The sequence below is a fragment of the Megasphaera sp. DISK 18 genome (genome assembly GCF_001682955.1).
In the GTDB taxonomy this organism is placed as follows: Bacteria; Bacillota; Negativicutes; order Veillonellales; family Megasphaeraceae; genus Megasphaera; species Megasphaera massiliensis.
The window spans coordinates 1-19,030 of the sequence record NZ_LUGJ01000010.1 but is presented as its reverse complement, the minus strand read 5'-3'; the positions used below and the strand labels follow the sequence as shown (position 1 = coordinate 19,030).

Genomic DNA, 19,030 nt, shown 5'->3' with positions numbered 1-19,030 from the left:
CTTGACGGGTAGCAGTTCATCCTCATGGGACAGCTTTTGTTCTGCGTGAAATTGAGTTAGCCGAAATAGAGGCAGACCAGGGGCAGGGTGAAGATGGAGCAGATCGTCGTCACTAAGGTCATGCCGGCGGCATATTCTCCGGCGGACTGCTGGTTTTGAGCCAACATGACGACGGCAGCCATGGTAGGAAGGGCAGAGAGGAGGCTCAAGGTGATGACGATGTCGTTCATAACGCCTAACATCATGCCCAGTTCGTAGAAGAAAATGGGAAAGAGGCACATCTTGACCAGGACCGTGCCATAAAACTCTTTTTTGCCAATGTATTTTTTCAAATCGATGAAGCAGAATAAGCCGCCCATGTAAATCATGGCCAGAGGCGTCGTCACGGCACCGGCTTTGGTTAGCGGAATATTGATGGACTGTGGCAGATGGGCATCCATAAAGATGCCGATGACGGCTAAGGTGACGGCAATCGTAGCCGGATTGACCATCTTTAAGAGGCGGCTGGCAATGGACATGGCGTTTTCCTTGTCTGTCGGCGCCGTTAAATTGACGCCTACCGTCCACAGCAGGAGCTGGTCGACGACGGTAAATAAGGCGATATAGAGCATGCCTTGTTCGGGAAAGACGGCAGCTACGATGGGGATGCCCATAAAGCCGATGTTGCCGAACATGGAACAGGCGCTGTAGACGTGATTTTCATTGCCCTTTAGGTTGAACAGGCGTGCTAAAAGTCGGCTGAGGGGGTATAATAAAAAATAAAGCAGGGCCGTTACGGCCAAGACCGGAAGGTCGTCGACGAACTCTTGGCGCGTCGCCCCGTTGAGGGTATTCGTGAATAAGAGCAGGGGCAGGGATATCTTGGTAATGAACTGCGATAAGACGCCGAGAGAACGAGGGGTCAAGACTTTCATCCGTACGCCGGCAATACCGATAAGGATGTAGATGACGAAGCCGATGATTTGCACAAGGACGATGGAAAAGTAATTCATTGGCAAGACTCCTTTCTGAAAACTTCCTTATTTTATCATGCCTGATGGGTCTTGACTAATGAAACCTGCGGCCTTTGCCATGAAAAAAAGTGATGGATGAGGAGGATGGCCATGGATCTTTCGAAGATACGGTATTTTTTAGAAGCGGCCAGGCTGAATAATTTTACCCAAGCGGCTCACAACTGCCACATTGCCCAGACGACGATGACAAAATATATTACTAATTTGGAACGGGACCTGGGGTGTCCGCTTTTCTACCGGGAACACCGCGGTGTGTCACTCACGGCAGAAGGCCGCCGTTTTTACGAGGGCATGAAGGGGATTTGCCGGTCTTATGAAGCGCTGCGCGATTCTCTGCGGCGGAAAGGTCATACCGAAATCCGTCTGGGAATGGCCATGCAGGAATACGTCGAAGCCTTATGGCTGCGCCGGTTTGAAGAAGCCTATCCGGAATATAAATTGTATTTCAGTTTTGATGACGTGGCCGACTTAGAGCGTCATTTAGCAGCCGGTCTCCTCGACGGATTCGTCTTTTCTGACGCCCAGGCGGTGAAGGACTCCTTTACGTATCGGCCATTGTTTGCTATTCGTCAGTCCTTTGTCTGCGCCAATTCCCTGTGGGAACGATATGGGGACATCGAAGCCGTCGTCGGCCATGTACCCTTTGTGATCAAGTCGGACAGCCCGGCTTATGTCGAGAAGATACGGAAGAATTTTCGACGGGCTTTTCATCAGGACTTTGAAGAAATCCATCGTTGTAAGAACTTGTCTGAGCAGCTCTTGACGGTCAGCATGTCACAGGGGTTTGCCGTACTGCCCCTCCATCAGGGCGATGCCTATCCGGGGCTTCGAGTCATTCCCTTAGCCGACGCTTTTACCGAATATGCCGTCCTGGCGTATCGACAGGACGGCATGACCGAGGCGTTACAATGCTTCTTGTCTTTTTTTGCGGGGATGCCATAATTCACTCAAGGCGACGCCGCCGAGGATGAGGACGGCGCCGAGCCACTGCATGGGCGTTAGGATTTCACCGAGAATCAAGGCCGACAAGAGGAGGGCCGTGAAGGGTTCGAAGTAGCCGCAGATGGAAACGCTCTGGGCCGACAAATGCTGAACGCCGGTAAAATAAAGGGCATAGCCGAGGCCCGTATTGATGATGCCTAATATGGCCATGTAGGACAGGTCTTGGAGGGTTAAATCGACGGCCGGAGCCGGGATAGTATAGGTGACGGCGCCGACAAGGAGGGAGGCGACGACGAGCTGACAGGCCGGGGCAAAGAAACCCGTCATGGGTTTTGCTTTTTTCATGACGATGATCAAGAGGGCAAAGCAGACGGCGCCGAGAAAGCCGCAGGCGACGCCCCAGGACAGGCCGTGAGCCTGGAAGTCGGCTCCGTTGATGGCCATGATGCCTAAGGTGACGAGGACCATGGCTGTGATTTTGGGAAGGGTGAAGGGCTCTTTAAAGACGAACCGAGACAGTATCATGATCAAAATGGGCCCGATATAACACAAGAGAGTGGCCAAACTGACACCGATATGCTGGTAGGCTTCGTAGAGAAAAATCCAGTTCCCGCCCAGAAAGACGCCGGCCAGGACTAAGAGCAGCCATTCCCTGGGCGTCATCTGATGGAGGGTACTCCATTCATGGCGGAATGTCGTCAGGACCATTAAAAACAGGCTGCCCAGGACCGTTCGGGTCAGGACGATTTCGTAGCTCGACAGCGGAATGTGGCTGGCAATGATGCCGTTGGTACCGTAAATGACCGTTGCCAGCATGAATTTTACATAGGCGTCTTTCATAGAAAGGCCTCCCTTCAACTTTACTTTTTTAAATATAACATATTTATAACAAGCTGTCTGTAGGAAAAAGATTGTAAAACGTTTATCTATAATGATTTTTACGCCGGATAAAAGTTTTTCAGGGAAGGCGGTGTTGTTGACAATGAAATTTTTCTATGCTAGAATTCCTTTTATAGCAACATATCAATTACATACATGATTACCGCCGGGTACGCGATACGATTCCAGTAGGCCTTTGTTGGAATCGTGTAGCGTACCTTTTTTTTAGAGAAGGAGAGGATTTGTATGTCTTGGATTTACGTATTGATTGCCGGTATTTTAGAAATGGGCTGGGCCGTGGCCCTGAAATATACTCACGGATTTTCACGGCTCGTGCCCAGCGTCCTTACGTTGGTCGCCATGGCCGGCAGCTTCATCTTTCTGAGTTTGGCCCTGCGTCATCTGCCTATCAGCATGGCCTATGCCATTTGGACGGGTATCGGCATTGTCGGAACCGTCATCGCTGGACTGATTTTCTTTCACGAATCCCTGTCGCCCTGGCAGGTCTTGTCGGTCGCTCTCATCGTCGCCGGTATCGTCGGACTGCGTGTGACCAGCGGTGCTTAGAAGGCTTCCTTTGAGGCCGACTCCGGCCGTATGCCCGGTCTTATGATTGTGGTATAATAAAAAAAACGCCATCTACGGTGGCAGAGAAGAGAGGTATTCATCATGAGTATGCAGCACCAAGAAGAAATCACGTGTCCTGCCTGTCAAAAGGCCGGGAATTTTACCGTTTGGGATAGTGTCGACATCGCCGAAAACCCGGAAATGAAGGACAGCATCGCGTCCTTAGACGCCTTTCACTATCACTGCCCGCACTGCGGCACGACGGTGAATATCGACTACGGTTTCTTATATCACGACGCAGCGCGCCGCTTCATGGTGTTTTACGGGCCGACTGAGAATGACGAACAGCGGGCTGACCGCGACATGGCGGAAAATCACCAGGTCTTTGAACGCATGAGTGCCAATCAGTATATTTTCCGCCTGGTCCGGACGAAAGAAGATTTGCTGGAAAAAATAACAATCTTTGAAGCCGGCCTCGATGACCGCTTGATGGAATTGACCAAAGCCGCAGCCCGGGCTCAATTTAAGGAACAGGATAAGGACTTTAAGGTTACGAGCTGCCACTTTGTCAGCCAGGATGACGGCTCCCTTCGCCTGGTATTCTTCGACAAGGCTTCGGAACAGGGCGCCTATATCGATTTCAAGGACGGCCTCAGCCCCTTGTACAACCAGTTTGAACAGTCTTTATCGGAAAATCTGCCGAAAGAAGAACCGGCGCTGGCCCGCATCGATCCGGCTTGGACTCAGGATTTCTTGAATACCTACGTATATAACTAAAAGGAGGGAACCTTATGTCCCAATTAGTCGTCGTCATCCAATGCGATATCGTCACCAAGCGCTGCAGCGGCTACGCCTGTATGAATACCTTCGCCAACCGCGTCGACACCATGGCTGATTATCCCGCCGATACGCGGTTTCTCATGATGACCTGCGGCGGCTGCTGCGGTGCCGGCATTTCGGCCAAGCTCGAAAACTTGGCCCGGAAGATGAAGCGCTACGGCGATGATAAAGAAAATGTCACCATCCATTTCGCCTCGTGCGTCGTATCCGACTCGTACCATCGGCCGCCCTGTCCCTTCCGGAATTACATGGCCCGGATCATCGAGCGCAAGGGCTATCCCTTAGTCTTGGGGACGTATATTTCTAAATCTACGGAAGCTAAGCGGAAGAAGGGCATCTATCGTGAATTCTAAGCTGAAAAGAGGCCTTTTGGCAGGCCTTATGGGGGCAGCGCTCTTGAGCCTGCCCTTTTTCGTGTCTCTTCCGGTTCAAGCTAAAATCGGCGTTGACAAACAGGCTGTCGAGAAGGCCCCTTGGCAGATGCTGCCGCCTTATGATCGGCCCTTCCTCGACGTGCCGGAAGGCTCCGATACAATCATGGGGCCGGCGACAGTATCTCAGGCGCAGATGGTCCGCTTCATCCGTCAGCGCAATGCCGATCCTAAATTAAACGCTCCCTTAGAAGACGTCGTACAAGCTTATTACGACGAAGCCGGCCGCGAAGGCATCCGTCCCGATGTGGCTCTCTGTCAGGCCTTGAAGGAGACGGGCTACTTTGCTTATGGCGGTGACGTGTCGCCTGAGCAGAATAATTTCTGCGGCCTCGGTGCAACGGGAAACGGGGCCCCCGGAGCCAGTTTTGCTACGCCGCAGCTCGGCGTCCGCGCCCATATCCAGCATCTTTTGGCTTATGCCGGCACGGAACGGCCGAAAACGGCTATCGTCGACCCCCGTTATGAACTCCTCGTTCAAAATCATCCCGACCTCTACGGCAAGGTGACGACTTGGACCGGCCTCAACGGCCGCTGGGCCGTCCCCGGCAAGCACTACGGTCAGGAAATCCTCTGGATGTGGACCGAAGCCCAGACGCCGGATGGGAGTGACGACGATTTACTGACGGGCTTTGAAAAAGTCATCCTCCACAGGGACGACCCGACGTCCTATCTTTATCGGGGCATCGTCTTCTTCCATAAAGGGTATTACTGGCTGGCCGAAGAGGATTTTCGCCAAGCCATAAAGCAAAATGAAGAGTCTTCGGCGGCCTGGTATGATCTGGCCTTGACCCAGCAAAAAAGAGGGAACCTCGACGATTCCCTTACAAGTTATGATAAGGCCATTGCCCTTCGGCCCGAATTTTTAGAGGCCTGGTATAATCGCGGAATGCTGGCCATGGACCTTGGAAACGATGAAGAGGCTCTGCGCTCCTTCCGAGAAATCCTCCGCTTTTCACCGCAGTCGGCAGATGCTGCCAATGCCATGGCCGTCCTGTATTTTAGGCAGGGGAAATACGATGCCGGCCGGCAGGCTTTGCACAAAGCAGGACAAATCAACACCATGAATGAACGTGTGAAAGCCAATCAAAAACAGATGCAAGCCTACGAATAGGCCTGCATCTGTTTTTTTATGACTTCATTGATATTTCTTTATCGATAATCTTTTCGATGATACCGGCGTGGTGGGTCGCTATGATGAGGGTTTTTCCGGCTGCTTTCAGGCTGGGCAGGAAATCTTCCAACCAGGCAAGGCCGTCGGCATCGAGGTAGCTTTCTGGTTCGTCCATGGTCCAAATCTGGGGATTCATGGTCAGGATGGAGGCCATGGCCGTCCGCTTTTTTTCGCCGCCGGACAGGGAATAAGGCGCCCTGTCGGCCAGTTTCGTCAGGCCCAACAGATCCATAGCATCATCGACGCGCTTTTTGATTTCATCGGAAGGTAAGCCCATTTGGACGGGACCGAAGGCTAATTCTTCGCGGACGCTGCTGCAAAAGAGCTGCGAATCAGGATGCTGCCAGATGTAGCCGATGCGCTGGTGAAACCATTTGGAATAGCGGTGGTCGCGCATCTTGGACGCCGTAATGACCGTGCCGTCAAAGGTATAGGTGCCCAGCTGCGGGAATATAAGGCCGTTCAACAGCCGCAGGAGGGTCGATTTGCCGGATCCGTTGGGACCGGTGAGGAGGACGGCCTGACCGGGTTCAATCGTCTCCGTCAGGTGACTGAGAATGGGTCTGTCGTCATAGGCAAAACAGACGTCGTCAAGAATAATCATGAAAGAACTCCTTCCAAACGGACGAAGAGATAGACGTAAGATAAGAGCATCAGGAGCAGCACGCTCGTAGCCGGTGACAAGAAACGCTTTTTTCCCTCATCATAGACTTGGTATTCACCGGTAAAGCCGCGGCAGCGCATGGCTTCGTAGAGGTCCTGCGACAGGCGCTGGGACTTTTGCAGCATCATGCCGGCGACGCCGCTGAGGGCTGCTTTTTTATCGGGATTGTGGCCGACGGAGCGCAGTTTCAGGGCCGTCAAAAGTTCCGCCGATTCTTGGCCGAGGATGGCGATATAGCGTAAGGTCGTATCCAAGATGAAAATGACCAGCGACGGAACGTGAAAGGCCCTGAGGGCTGCCGTCAGTTTGTGCCACGACACATTTTGCTGAAGGAGCATCAGACAGAGGACAGTGAGACAGGTCTTACAGGGCAGGAGAAAGACGTGTTGGCCGTTGCCGAGGAAGAAGGCCGGGGCGACGATGACGGCACAGACGGCGGATGCGGCAAGGGCTGCCGCCAAGGTCGTGCGCAGCTCACGTCCCGGATGGAAGGCCAGGAGAACCAATTCACCGGCCAGGACGGCCCAGAGAAAGGCCATGGTCCGACAGAGGACGATGAGCAAAATCATGAGTAAGGTTGTCAGCAAGGCCGGACCGGGGGCGACAGCCCAGCGAGAAGGCCCGTGCTGTTGGCGCAGGGCTTTCAATATGGAGACGAGGCGCAGGAGAGAGCGGGAAATGAAATAATCCCGGTCACGGCCGGGATTATAAATTTCTTCACGCTGCGCCCATTCGGGGAGTTTCATCATTCAGGCCTCCTAATGCTGAGATGGCGTGTCAAAGGACGGCTTGGCCGGCAGGAAGGACGCGATGACTTTAAAGATGATGATTAAGAGGGCCGTGCCGACGAGGGCGGAAATGATGTAGCCTAAAACGTCGGGGAGCCCTGCAATGGCATAGTCCGGCATGAGGACGTCGAAGGAGAAGCCGTTTTCCATACCGGCCGGCGTATAGCCTAAGGCCGAGCCGAAGAAATCCGTTTCTGCCAGTTCTTCCGCATCCCATTCGCCCCAAGCCGTACCGGCAGCTAAGAGCCCTAAAGGCGTGGCCAAGATGAGGACGGCCAAGAGTCCGAACAGGGATTTACTCGACGAAGCCGGAGCCGACATATGAAATAAATCGGGTGACGTCTTCTGGAGGTAGGCCAGGACGCCTGTCGTAAAGATGACTTCGGCCAAACCGAAAATCGTGATATGGCCGATCATCATGGCCGGAATGGAAATCGACAGAGGGTACGGGCAGTATAATGCCTGACCGGCGGCGTCGGTGAAGAGCAATGGCTGGATGCCGAATTCAACGGCAGCGCAGAAGGCGGCGACGTTGATGCCGACATAAGAGCCGATACCGGCAGCGATGATATCCGAAGAGATGAGTTTTTTTACGCCGTGATAGACGAAATATCCCGTAAAAGGGAGAGCAAAGGCCATGTTGAAACTATTGGCGCCAAAGGCTAAGATGCCGCCGTCGCCAAAGAAGAGCGCTTGGATGAGAAGGGCCACACTGACAGCGAGACAGGCAGCGTAGGGTCCGAGGAGGATGGCGATGAGCGTGCCGCCGACGGCATGGCCTGTCGTACCGCCCGGAAGGGGAACGTTGAACATCATAGCCAAGAAGGAAAAGGCCGCAGCGACGCCGAGGAGGGGCAGCTTTTCACGAGGCATCGTTTCCTTGACCTTGCGGATTGAAAGCAGCCAAATGGGGACCATGACCGCCCCCAGGACGCCGCACGTCGAAGGGCTCAGATAATTCTCAGGAATATGCATTGATAATGACCTCTTTTCCACGAATAGTTTAATATAGTATTATTTTACTGAAAAAAAGGAAGAAATATAAGCCCATAGGGGGGATACAAATTTCCTCTTCTTCTTTCCCTGTAGCCGCGAAGTCTTGAAGTATGGTATAATTTACTTAAAAGTATTTTTAGTCGGAAAGAAATGAGTCATAAATTTCCGACTAAAAATAATATGACTAAAATAAATCTGAGTAAAGGAGAAAATATGTTTATTGGCAGACAGGATGAATTAGCGAAATTGGCGGAAATGTACCATTCGGACCAACAAGAAGTCGTCCTTATTTATGGCAGACGCCGCGTAGGGAAAAGTGAGTTGATAAAACAATTTTTGCAAGGCTGTCAGACAAAAGGACTGTACTATCAGTGTAAGCGAACGACGGAGATGAATAATACCGAGAGCTTATCGGCTTTGTTTTCCGAAATATATGGCTATCCGCCGCTGTCTTTTGACAGTTTTGAAGCTTTGTTGGATTTTTTCTTTCAGCAGGCTTGTCGGGAAAAGAGTGTACTTGTTTTGGATGAATATCCCTATTTACGTCAGACCGTAAAAGGCCTTGACAGCATCATTCAGGCGATGATTGACAAATATCACGGCCAATCGCAGTTAAAATTAATCCTTTGCGGTTCCTTCGTGGACACGATGAAATCCTTATTATTGGAAGAAAATCCACTGTACGGCCGATTGACCATGACGATTCATTTGCATCCCATGGACTATTTTGAAACAGCGCAGTTCTATCCTTCCTTTTCTCCCGTCGATAAGATTCGCTTGTACAGTGTTTTTGGCGGTATTCCTTACTATAACCGGCTTGTCGATGAGACTACGAGCGTTCGTGACAATATTCTTCGTCTTCTCGTTGTACCGGGTGCGCGGTTAGAAAATGAGGTTCAAATGTATTTATTGGGAGAATTGGGGAAATTTGTCAATGCTAATGAAGCCTTTGAAGCCTTAGCGCGAGGTTTTCGGCGGTATAAGGATATTTTGTCCCAATCTCATATTTCCAGCAGCCCGGTACTGGCTGAGGTATTGAAACGACTGATTTTGATGGAACTGGTGGAAAAGACGGCTCCTATTAATGATGCTCAAAATGCGAAAAAAACCAGCTATCATATTTCAGATAATATGGCTGGCTTCTATTACCGATATCTTTTCCGATATAGTTCACAGCGGCGTATTATGTCGCCTGATGCCTTTTATGATCGATATATTGACACTGATTTTGAAGAACAGCTTGTTCCGCATTGTTTTGAAGATATTTGTCGTCAATTCCTTATCCGAAAAAATAGAAGGGGAGAGCTGCCCGAAATATTCGATGCCATTGGCCGCTACTATTATGATTTACCGAAAGAACATCGTAATGGCGAATTCGATGTCGTAACCCATGACCGGAAAGGGTACATCTTTTATGAAGCGAAATTTCGTCAGTCTCCATTGACGGACGCCATGATAGAAGAGGAGATACGACAGGTACAGCAGACGGGGTTAGCCTGCTATCAATACGGATTTTTTTCCCGTTCCGGCTATCAAGTTACGCCCCGGCCGGACGTTGTTCTCTATCGCTTAGGTGATTTGTTTGAATAAGGTGGTTCTAGTTCGGGGCGGGGATCAACTTTTTCTTGTACCGCAGTGGATTTTGCGTTACAATAAGGACGTATTGGGGCATTAGCTCAGCTGGGAGAGCGCAAGGTTCGCAATCTTGAGGTCAGGGGTTCGATCCCCCTATGCTCCACCAATTTGAAAGACCATACCCACGCAGCCGGGAAGCCGCGCGGGTGTTTTTTTACATAGGACCGGGATGCGGCCCGTCGTGACCCGGCAGAAAGTGAGTACAGACGATGATTGATTTTCATGAAGTGTTGGCGCGGATGAATCCGAACCAGCGCATCAACTACGATACGGTGTACCAGAAGATGGCCAAGCGCTGGCAGCAGGACGGCGTCAAGCCGAAGGTCCTGCTCCACTCCTGCTGCGGTCCCTGCAGTACGGCCGTCTTGGATCGCCTGGTTGAGGTTTCCGACGTGACGGTCTATTTTTTTAATCCCAACATTCATCCCGAAGCGGAATATAAGCGGCGGGAATGGGTGCAGAAAGAGTTCATTGCCGAATATAATGAAAAAACGGGCCACGACGTTCACTTCTTGGCCGCCCCATATGAGCCTAAATCTTATTTTGAAGCCGTAAAAGGCCTGGAAGACGAGCCGGAAGGCGGCGCCCGCTGCCGCGTCTGTTTTGAGCAGCGCATGAAGGCCGCTGCCGAAAAGATGAAGGAACTCGACTTCGATTACTTTACGACGACCTTGACCGTCAGCCCTCATAAAAATTCGCAGGTCATCAATGACGTCGGCCGCGAGATTGAAGAAGCGTACGGGATTTCCTACTTGCCTACGGACTTTAAGAAGGGCAACGGCTTTCTGACCTCGACTAAGATGGCCGAAGCCTACGGACTCTATCGCCAGCCTTACTGCGGCTGTATCTTCGGTGCCCGCAGCCAGGGCCTCGATTTAGAAGAGGTCCGCAAAGATGCCGAAGCCTTTTTGGCGGATAAAGAAGGGCTGTGAGACAGTGGAGAAACATTTCTTTTCCGTTGCCGGCAGAGACTGTGTCTTCTATGAAGGAGCGTCACCGTCGTATCTGCTGATCCAGCCCGTCGACGAACCGGATAAAGCGGCGCTGGACAAAGAAGTGCAGGCCCTTGTCGATGCTGTGGATGTGCCTTTTTCTTTTCTTGCTTTTTCGGTGGCTGAGCCTTATGACGCCTTGTCCCCCTGGGATGCGCCGCCGGTCTTTGGCAATACTGCCTTTGGTCACGGTGCAGGAGAAACCTTAGCTTTTATCGAAAGAGAGCTCGTCCCGAAGGCAATCGAAGAATACGGCCTACCTCAAGAGCTGCCGATCATCTTAGGCGGCTATTCTTTGGCCGGACTCTTTGCACTGTGGACGGCGTGGCAGACCGATGCCTTTTCAGCCATTGCTGCAGCGTCGCCGTCGGTTTGGTTCCCTCATTGGTCGGACTATGCCCGGCAGGCCCGGCCTAAGACGAAAGCCGTCTACCTCAGCCTCGGCGATCGCGAATGGCGGACCCGTAATCCCGTCATGGCCACCGTCAAAGACTCCATCTGCAGCCACTATGAGTATCTGAAATCGCTCGAAAGCCTGGAAGCCGCGCTCGAATGGAATAAAGGCAATCACTTCCAACATACGGATAAGCGCTGTGCAAAAGCCTTTGCTTGGTGCCTGACAACCTTGTCCAAAATGGGTACAGGGAAATGAGGTGCGTGGCCTTTTATTTTGGGAGGGAGTGCCCTGAACTGCGACCGATTTAAATTTTCTGCCTGTGAAAGACAATCAAAAAGTGAATACCTGATTCCCGATAGTAACGATAGCTGCCGGGATTTTTTTTGAAAATTACAATAAAGGTCATGATCGTCGATGCCGGTCCTACGACGGAACTTAGCCACGACGGGAGTTTGTGGTTTCAGTTGGCGCTTCCATTAAGGGAAATAAGGAAAACAATTGAATACATAAACTATTATCCCCGATATCAGGCGGAATATCTTGATATCGGGGATTTTTTCGTTCAAAAAAATACATATATCACAGCAACTTATCGATAAATTGATCGTATAAACATAAAACTTACACATATTATACAGATAAATGACCATTCTATTACAAAAGTATATAGATAAATGACAGAAAGTAATTTATACTTGAATAAAATGAATGATTTTCGGATTTTTTATGTTTGGAGAGGATACGATGAAAACGGAGAAACGGAATGTATTGCGAGCCTGTATTTTGACCATGCTGCTGGCCATGCCCGTGGCCGGTTCCTATGCCAGTACCACCCTTTGGACGGAGGGAACGGAGATAGCCGGTCCCTATGAGGTTCAGGGAAGGAATCATGGAGTTACGGTAGATAAGCCTAATGAAGAGGTCAGAGCAAAAGGTGATGTGACAATCAAGAACACGAGTGATGCCGAAATGCACGATGATTATCGAACTATGTCGATTTTTTCTGGTGCTAGCCAAACTCAAAAGTCCTTCGTTCTCGATATGGGAGGACATACTCTTACTGCCGGAGAATATGGTGCTTTTATTAATTTTACAGGCGGAAATGATAATAAAGTTACGATTACCCATGCCGATAATATATTCAGTAAATCCCGTAAGGCTTCTGCTATCTTTTCTTGGGGGACAGGACATAAAATTTCTCTCGATGCGAAAGAAAATATTGAATTTCATAAGGTTGAAAACGATTACAGGACTTCCCCACTTTTTGTTCGAGATAAGGGGAGCGTTCTTTCTTTATCGGCAGGGCAGGATATCGTTGTAACCAATGGCAGTACGAGTCGTATGATAGAGCTTAATTGGGCGGGGACAGCGAATGTACATGCTAATCGCGATGTGATATTGAATCAGGAGAAGGATACTGTGAGTGTGCTGTATTCAGTAAATCAGAGTCAATTGGGCATATCTGCCACTAATAATATCCGATTCAATAATAAAGGTGAGAGTCGTGGTGTAGTATATGGTATGAAGAAGGCCGCAGTTAATTTGACGGCCATGAATGACATTATTATGAAGGATTCCCCTTCTGCGAAAATGTTTGATATTAAAAGCCAATCATCTGTCAATGTAGAAGCGAAAAATGATATTTACGTTAAGACCAAGAATGGGAACCCCGTCAGTCTAATTGATACCGATGTTTATACTGATATCGCGAAAGAGGCTGATGGAAATATTGATAACTATACGAGCAGTACGGCGAATATCACGGCCGGTAACGACATGACCTTAGATATCGGCGTAGCTGCGCCTATCGTTCATGCAAAGGGCAGGGTAAACCTGAAAGCCGGTAACGATATGCGTCTTTCGACAGCGGGAGCGGATAGTCTGGCTCTGCCAATTGCCAATCTCTATGCCGATGGCAGAGAGGCTAATATTACGGCTGAGGCCACAGCGGGGACCCTGACCATTTCTAATCAGGGCGCTGTCGGCGCCTATGCCGATAAGGGCGGCAGCATCACCCTTGGCGGGAAGGTCGTCATGGATACGGCAGACGGAGCCGTGGTTACCGATGACGGAAAAATTATCTTTAACGGACCATCCCTGACCCTTAAGAGCAGTACCGTAGGCCTTACGGCTGATAACGGAAATATTACCTTGGACGGTACTGCCGATATCGAGGCTATTGACGGTGCCATCGCTCAAAACGGCGGAACGATTCTATTTAACGGGCCTTTGACCTTACGCAGTACGGAAATCGGGCTTATCGCTGACGACGATAATAGTAATATTACCGTCGATGGGGGAGCTGTCCTGAATGGGGCCGACGGAGCCCTTGCTGAAGATGGCGGAACGATCCTCTTTAACGGTCCTCTGACACTTAAGAGCAGTGCGGCGGGACTTGTGGCTGATGGCAGTAACATTACCGTTGGCGGTGAAGCTGCATTGGATACGACAGACGGGGTTGTGGCTGTTAATGAGGGCACCATTCTCTTTAAGGGACCGTTGACGCTTAAGAGCAGCGCAGCGGGACTTACAGCCGACGGCAGTAACATTACCGTCGCTGGTGACGCTGTATTGGATGCGGCAGATGGGGTTGTAGCGGAAAATGAAGGGACCATTCTTTTCAATGGACCTTTGACCATTCGCAGTAGCGGCACGGCTTTACAGGCTGTCGATAGCGGCGTCATCGAGGCGACCGCAGAGGATTCAGCTAAATACATTGAAGGCAATATCGTGGCCGATGATGGTACTATTTCTCTCGACTTGAATAAGGCCGGCTCGTACCTGACCGGGACGACGACCGTGTCTGACAGCGCGGCTCTTTTTCGTTCCGCTTATCGCAATCGAGCAGCAGACGGTACCGATGAAAGCACGGGGACGCTGGATTTGAATCTTAGGACGGGAACCGTTTGGAATGTGACCGGCGACAGCTCCCTGACTAACCTTACTAATAACGGCACCGTCAATATGAGAGACAGCAGCCGGACCGGTCAGCAGTTAACCGTCAATACCCTCTCCGGCACGGGCACACTGGCCATGGATTTGGACTGGCTGTCCAATCAGGGGGCTAAGAATGCTACGGCCAACAGCGATTATGTAACCGTGACCGACAGTGCCACTGGGACGCAGACTGTCGTTGCTGATTCGTCGGCCATGAACCTCGATAAGATGGGGGTTAATGATCGTTTGTATGTAGCGACGTTGAATAACAGCGACGCAGTCCTCACCAGTTCCATTCAGGGGCGCATCACCCATAAAGGTCATCTTTATGACCCCGTTATCGGCCTCACCCGCGAAACAACGAATGATACGACGGACTGGTACTTCACGGCTGTCGATACGGTTGAAAGCAACGTCGTTCCGGCAGCTAAGGTGCAGAACCGCGCCCTCTTCGACATGGCGACGAATATGGATACCCTCAATAAACGCCTCGGCGAAGCTCGTTATACTGATGGGGAAGATTCGGGCATGTGGGCCCGTTTGACCTATCGCCACCTCGGCCGTGACAGCTATGACGGCCACGGCAACCGCTTTGAACTCGGCTACGATGATCCGGTGAACAGAGATGACGGTAGCCTCCTTCGTCAAGGCCTGTCCTTCAGCTACCTGAAGAGCCGGACTTCCTTTGATGAAGGAAATGGGAAATACAAAGGCTATACGGGCAGCTTGTACCGGACTTGGTTCGGACAGAACGGCCATTACCTCGACGTCGTCGGCCGCATTGGAAAGATTAACGGCGATGGGACGACGAGACTCTTCGACGGTGACGAATCGAAGAGCTCCTTTGGTACCTGGTACCAGCAGGCCAGCGTCGAATGGGGCCGCAAGAAAGAATTGCGCGATTCGTGGTACATCGAGCCTCAGAGCCAGCTCCAATATACGCACATCAATGGATACGACTTCCGGACCCATGACGGCGTCGGCCAGGACTTCGACAGCGTCCACAGCCTCATCGGTCGCTTAGGCTTCCGCTTGGGCAAAGATATCGATGCCAATAAGTCTTGGTACTTCAAAGCCGACATCCTCCATGAATTTGCCGGCAACCGGACCTTTGACCTGACTTCTTTGGATGGTTCGGAACGGATTCGCTACGATAAGACCAACCACGACACCTGGTACGATATCGGCGCCGGCATCACGGCCGAACTCAGCCATGACCGCAGTCTGTGGCTTGAATTTGAACGGACCTTCAACGGCTCCTACGACAACGAGTGGGAACTCAATGGCGGCATGACCTGGCGCTTCCATTGATCGTAAGACCAGACGAAAACTGAACGAATAAAAGATATATCCCCGGTATCACGATAACTGCTGATATCGGGGATTTCTTTACAATGCCTGTGTCAGAGGGAAGATTGCTCTTTCACCGGATTATCGAATTATTAGAAAACAATTACAATGCAATTAAAAGTATAAATAATAACAAATATGTGTAGATTTATAATTCGATATGATTTACAATGTAATTAGATAAAAAAGTTCCGATATTTTAATGTTTACAGTGGAGACGAAACTATGAAAAAAGAAAGAAAAACGGTACTACGAGCTTGTATTCTGACCATGTTGATGGCTATGCCCGTTACCGGAGTCTGGGCGGCAGAAGATTATCCCTTGTCCGGTGATAAGATCGGTGGTGAATACCATATTGAGGGGCGAAACAACGCCATTTTTTTTAGACAGTCAAGAGATGTTGAGGCCGTGGATGATGTGATTATCTCTAATACGGAGGCTGCGGACGGAGATATCACTAACGATACGACCCGGTCTATTATTGGAGCTACGGATGGATCTGACAAGGTTTTTACCCTTGATATGAAGGGACATAGCCTTATTTCCGGGGACTATGGCTCGTTTGTTAATTTGACAAATGGGAGTAATAATAAAGTTATCATCAAAAATGCAAAAAATATCGTCAGCACGTCTCATCTCTCTAATGATATCCATGCTACCGGAACGGGACATGTCATTTCCGTAGAGGCTGCAGAAGATATTCAGTTAAATAGAGAAGATATTCAGTTAAATAGAGAAGATACGATTGAAGATAAATATCCTGTCATTTATTGGGGCGGTGATAACGACCTTTCCGTATCAGCTGGGAACAATATTGTCATGAACAATAAAGACGACGTCGTTACTGTTTATGTTGAGAAGGATGGGAGGGCGTCTCTCGTTGCCGGTAATGATATCATTTTTAATAATGATGGGAATACCAATGAAGTAAATGGCCATCAAGCCGTGATAAATCTTGAAGCCGGTCATGACATTATCCATCATCAGAATCATGAAAACAGCAACCCTGTTTATTATTTGGGGGATGGGACGGAGGCTCATGTCAAGGCCGGCCACGACCTGATTATAGACAGCCTCTACTCGACCAATCTGTTTAACGTCAAGGACGGCTCTTCGGCAGACGTCGTAGCAGGCAATGATATCGTCTTTAAGGTGAAGACCTTGGCTTTGACTCCCAGTGCTTACAGCATGTATAATTCAAACCTGTCTCTCCAAAGCAAAAACTTTTTCAGTAATGCCCAGCGAACTTTGCGAACCCGCGACGATTCGCAATTGACGGTCCGGGCCGATCATGATCTCGTCTTTGATACGCCGGGGGCTATTGATGAGCTCAGTATGATTGCCGTGAATGCCAGGAGTATGGCTGACGTCTCGGCCGGTCATGATATGGTGCTAAAGGTTGGCGTCGCAGCCCCTAACGTCCATGTCGATACGAAGGGGACGGCTAATTTGACGGCCGGTCACGATATGATCCTTTCGACGGCCGGTAAGGATGGGGAAAATCCGCTCGAATCCAATCTCTATGCAGATAACGGCACAATTACGGCGAAAGTCACCGATGGGACTCTGTCTATTTTTAATGAGGGGGCTGTCGGAGCCTATGCCGATAATGGCGGCAGTATCACCCTTGATGGTCCCGTCGTCATGAAAACCGGAAGTGGTGCCGTGGCTGCCAATGGTGGGAAGATTCATTTCAACGGACCTTTGGTGATTGACAGCACGGATGAGGCCTTACGGGCGGTTGACGGCGGCTCCATTGACTTTAAGGGGAGCGATAGGGATCAATACATTGAAGGCGATGTCGTTGCTGCTGACGGTGGTATCGTTTCCATCGATTTGGAGAAGGCCGGCTCCTATTTGACCGGGGCAACCTCGGTATCGGATGATCCGACTGCTTCTGTCGACTCGGATTCGTCCGTCCAGCATCAGGATAGAGCTGCTGTATCGGACAGTACGGGGACGCTGGACTTGAATCTTGGGACGGGAACCGTTTGGAACGTAACCGGTGACAGCTCTTTGACCAATCTTACGAATAACGGCATCGTCAATATGGCTGACAGCAATCGGACGGGCCAGCAGGTGACGGTTAAGAACCTCGCCGGAGAGGGTACGCTGTCCATGGATTTGGACTGGCTGTCCAATCAAGGGACGAAAGGCGTGACGGCCAACAGCGATTATTTGAAGGTCACTGACAGTGCTGCGGGAACGCAGGCTTTGGTGAGTGATCCGAGCGTCATGAACCTCAATAAGATGGGCGTTAACGATCGACTCTATGTCGCTGAACTCCATAACAGCGATGCCGTTCTTACCAGTTCCATTCAACAGCGCAACGTCCATAAAGGGCACCTCTATGATTATCTCATTGGCCTGACCCATGAAACGACGGGTGATAGGACGGACTGGTACTTCGGCTCCGTCGCTAACGTCGAAAGCAATGTCGTTCCGGCCGCAACGGTGCAGAACCGCACCCTCTTCGACATGGCGACGAATATGGACACCCTCAATAAGAGACTCGGCGAAGCACGCTATGCTGATGGGGAAGATGCGGGCATGTGGGCTCGTTTGACCTATCGTCATCTCGGCCGCGACAGCTATGATGGTCACAGCAACCGCTTTGAACTGGGCTTCGACGGCGTAGATCAGAGAGAGGATGGAAGTACCCTTCGTCAGGGCCTGTCCTTCAGCTATCTTCGTAGCAAAACCTCCTTTACCGAAGGGCAGGGCAAGTACAAGGGCTACACGGGCAGCTTCTATCAGACCTGGCTCGGTCAGAAGGGCCACTACCTCGACGTCGTCGGCCGCATTGGCCGATTGAATGCCGAAGGGACGACGCGACTTTTCGATGGCGACGAATCGAAGAGCTCCTTCGGTACTTGGTACCAACAGGCCAGCGTCGAATGGGGCCGCAAGAAGGTCTTGAACGATGCCTGGTATATCGAGCCTCAGAGCCAGCTCCAATATACGCACATCAACGGGACCAATTACCGGACCAGCGACGGTATTCATCAGGACTTCGACAGCGTCCACAGCCTCATCGGCCGCTTAGGCTTCCGCCTGGGTAAAGACATCGATGCCCATAAGTCTTGGTACTTCAAAGCCGACATCCTCCATGAGTTTGCCGGAAACAGAACCTTTGACCTGACCTCTGTAGATGGCTTGGAACGGATTCGCTACGATAAGACGAATCACGACACCTGGTACGACATCGGCGCAGGCATTACGGCTAAGCTCAGCCATGACCGCAGCCTGTGGCTCGAATTCGAACGGAACTTCAACGGCTCCTACGACAATGAATGGGAATTTAACGCTGGCATGACCTGGCGCTTCCATTAAGGGGCACCGCAAAAAAGGAGTACATGACAACACCCGATATCAGAGGGATTCCTTTGATATCGGGTGTTTTTGTTGGCGCCGAATAGGCATGA

The 19,030-nt window shown here is 50.7% G+C and carries 15 protein-coding genes and 1 tRNA gene; 11 read left to right on the top strand and 5 right to left on the bottom strand.

The features are described 5' to 3' along the window. Nucleotides 1-56: 56 nt before the first annotated feature. Nucleotides 57-992 carry an AEC family transporter gene (locus tag A0U42_RS02415; protein WP_065359723.1) on the bottom strand — a complete coding sequence of 312 codons (936 nt, stop codon included), beginning with the start codon at nucleotides 990-992 and terminating at the stop codon, nucleotides 57-59. A 111-nt stretch (nucleotides 993-1,103) separates the two neighbouring features. Here A0U42_RS02415 and A0U42_RS02410 point away from each other — a divergent pair, with 111 nt between their 5' ends. Next, nucleotides 1,104-1,955, top strand: coding sequence for a LysR family transcriptional regulator (locus A0U42_RS02410; protein WP_065359722.1), 852 nt, complete (start codon nucleotides 1,104-1,106; stop codon nucleotides 1,953-1,955). Here the strand turns inward: A0U42_RS02410 and A0U42_RS02405 are convergent. Continuing rightward, a complete protein-coding gene (locus A0U42_RS02405) occupies nucleotides 1,917-2,795 on the bottom strand; it encodes a DMT family transporter (protein WP_065359721.1) in 879 nt (292 codons plus the stop codon). The genes A0U42_RS02410 and A0U42_RS02405 overlap by 39 nt on opposite strands. A gap of 285 nt (nucleotides 2,796-3,080) precedes the next feature. Between A0U42_RS02405 and sugE the strand changes: the two genes are divergently transcribed. From sugE to A0U42_RS02385, 4 genes are all read left to right on the top strand, one after another. After that, nucleotides 3,081-3,401 (top strand): quaternary ammonium compound efflux SMR transporter SugE, encoded by a 321-nt coding sequence (gene sugE / locus A0U42_RS02400; protein ID WP_065359720.1) that lies wholly within the window; start codon nucleotides 3,081-3,083, stop codon nucleotides 3,399-3,401. A 102-nt stretch (nucleotides 3,402-3,503) separates the two neighbouring features. Next, on the top strand, nucleotides 3,504-4,178 hold the full coding sequence (locus tag A0U42_RS02395; protein ID WP_065359719.1) for a CpXC domain-containing protein: 675 nt from the start codon (nucleotides 3,504-3,506) through the stop codon (nucleotides 4,176-4,178). Nucleotides 4,179-4,192: 14 nt separating this feature from the next. Further along, a complete protein-coding gene (locus A0U42_RS02390; protein WP_044503569.1) occupies nucleotides 4,193-4,594 on the top strand; it encodes a CGGC domain-containing protein in 402 nt (133 codons plus the stop codon). Then, nucleotides 4,584-5,786: a tetratricopeptide repeat protein gene (locus A0U42_RS02385; RefSeq protein WP_255304081.1), complete on the top strand. Its 1,203-nt coding sequence runs from the start codon at nucleotides 4,584-4,586 to the stop codon at nucleotides 5,784-5,786. The genes A0U42_RS02390 and A0U42_RS02385 overlap by 11 nt, the downstream gene beginning before the upstream one ends. Nucleotides 5,787-5,802: 16 nt before the next feature. On the opposite strand, the gene A0U42_RS02380 is transcribed toward A0U42_RS02385, so the two are convergent. Genes A0U42_RS02380 through cbiM form a run of 3 tightly spaced genes read right to left on the bottom strand, consistent with a single transcriptional unit; the run spans nucleotide 5,803 to nucleotide 8,273 of the window. Beyond that, entirely contained in the window at nucleotides 5,803-6,450 is a 648-nt protein-coding gene (locus tag A0U42_RS02380) for an energy-coupling factor ABC transporter ATP-binding protein (protein ID WP_065359718.1), read from the bottom strand. After that, nucleotides 6,447-7,259: an energy-coupling factor transporter transmembrane component T gene (locus A0U42_RS02375; RefSeq protein WP_255304080.1), complete on the bottom strand. Its 813-nt coding sequence runs from the start codon at nucleotides 7,257-7,259 to the stop codon at nucleotides 6,447-6,449. The genes A0U42_RS02380 and A0U42_RS02375 overlap by 4 nt, the downstream gene beginning before the upstream one ends. A 9-nt stretch (nucleotides 7,260-7,268) precedes the next feature. Continuing rightward, nucleotides 7,269-8,273 (bottom strand): cobalt transporter CbiM, encoded by a 1,005-nt coding sequence (gene cbiM, locus A0U42_RS02370; RefSeq protein WP_065359716.1) that lies wholly within the window; start codon nucleotides 8,271-8,273, stop codon nucleotides 7,269-7,271. Nucleotides 8,274-8,507: 234 nt separating this feature from the next. Between cbiM and A0U42_RS02365 the strand changes: the two genes are divergently transcribed. The 6 genes from A0U42_RS02365 to A0U42_RS02340 all read left to right on the top strand — a co-directional run bounded on the left by A0U42_RS02365 (nucleotide 8,508) and on the right by A0U42_RS02340 (nucleotide 18,938). Continuing rightward, nucleotides 8,508-9,884, top strand: a complete 1,377-nt coding sequence (locus A0U42_RS02365; protein WP_065359715.1) for an ATP-binding protein — start codon at nucleotides 8,508-8,510, stop codon at nucleotides 9,882-9,884. A gap of 75 nt (nucleotides 9,885-9,959) precedes the next feature. Beyond that, nucleotides 9,960-10,035: transfer RNA gene (locus A0U42_RS02360), tRNA-Ala, on the top strand. A 103-nt stretch (nucleotides 10,036-10,138) separates the two neighbouring features. Further along, nucleotides 10,139-10,861, top strand: a complete 723-nt coding sequence (locus A0U42_RS02355; protein WP_065359714.1) for an epoxyqueuosine reductase QueH — start codon at nucleotides 10,139-10,141, stop codon at nucleotides 10,859-10,861. Nucleotides 10,862-10,865: 4 nt separating this feature from the next. Further along, the gene (locus A0U42_RS02350; RefSeq protein WP_255304079.1) at nucleotides 10,866-11,573 is read left to right on the top strand and encodes an alpha/beta hydrolase-fold protein; all 708 of its coding nucleotides are present in this window, start codon (nucleotides 10,866-10,868) and stop codon (nucleotides 11,571-11,573) included. A gap of 1,335 nt (nucleotides 11,574-12,908) precedes the next feature. Beyond that, a complete protein-coding gene (locus A0U42_RS02345; RefSeq protein WP_176698840.1) occupies nucleotides 12,909-15,566 on the top strand; it encodes an autotransporter outer membrane beta-barrel domain-containing protein in 2,658 nt (885 codons plus the stop codon). Between the two features lie 264 nt (nucleotides 15,567-15,830). After that, nucleotides 15,831-18,938: an autotransporter outer membrane beta-barrel domain-containing protein gene (locus tag A0U42_RS02340; protein ID WP_065359711.1), complete on the top strand. Its 3,108-nt coding sequence runs from the start codon at nucleotides 15,831-15,833 to the stop codon at nucleotides 18,936-18,938. The last annotated feature ends 92 nt before the right edge of the window (nucleotides 18,939-19,030 follow it).

Bases quoted from the DNA above. Each gene is read 5' to 3' on its own strand.
- A0U42_RS02415 (WP_065359723.1), bottom strand. From the start codon at position 992: ATGAATTACTTTTCCATCGTCCTTGTGCAAATCATCGGCTTCGTCATC.
- A0U42_RS02410 (WP_065359722.1), top strand. From the start codon at position 1,104: ATGGATCTTTCGAAGATACGGTATTTTTTAGAAGCGGCCAGGCTGAAT.
- A0U42_RS02405 (WP_065359721.1), bottom strand. From the start codon at position 2,795: ATGAAAGACGCCTATGTAAAATTCATGCTGGCAACGGTCATTTACGGT.
- sugE (WP_065359720.1), top strand. From the start codon at position 3,081: ATGTCTTGGATTTACGTATTGATTGCCGGTATTTTAGAAATGGGCTGG.
- A0U42_RS02395 (WP_065359719.1), top strand. From the start codon at position 3,504: ATGAGTATGCAGCACCAAGAAGAAATCACGTGTCCTGCCTGTCAAAAG.
- A0U42_RS02390 (WP_044503569.1), top strand. From the start codon at position 4,193: ATGTCCCAATTAGTCGTCGTCATCCAATGCGATATCGTCACCAAGCGC.
- A0U42_RS02380 (WP_065359718.1), bottom strand. From the start codon at position 6,450: ATGATTATTCTTGACGACGTCTGTTTTGCCTATGACGACAGACCCATT.
- A0U42_RS02375 (WP_255304080.1), bottom strand. From the start codon at position 7,259: ATGATGAAACTCCCCGAATGGGCGCAGCGTGAAGAAATTTATAATCCC.
- cbiM (WP_065359716.1), bottom strand. From the start codon at position 8,273: ATGCATATTCCTGAGAATTATCTGAGCCCTTCGACGTGCGGCGTCCTG.
- A0U42_RS02365 (WP_065359715.1), top strand. From the start codon at position 8,508: ATGTTTATTGGCAGACAGGATGAATTAGCGAAATTGGCGGAAATGTAC.
- A0U42_RS02355 (WP_065359714.1), top strand. From the start codon at position 10,139: ATGATTGATTTTCATGAAGTGTTGGCGCGGATGAATCCGAACCAGCGC.
- A0U42_RS02345 (WP_176698840.1), top strand. From the start codon at position 12,909: ATGTTTGATATTAAAAGCCAATCATCTGTCAATGTAGAAGCGAAAAAT.
- A0U42_RS02340 (WP_065359711.1), top strand. From the start codon at position 15,831: ATGAAAAAAGAAAGAAAAACGGTACTACGAGCTTGTATTCTGACCATG.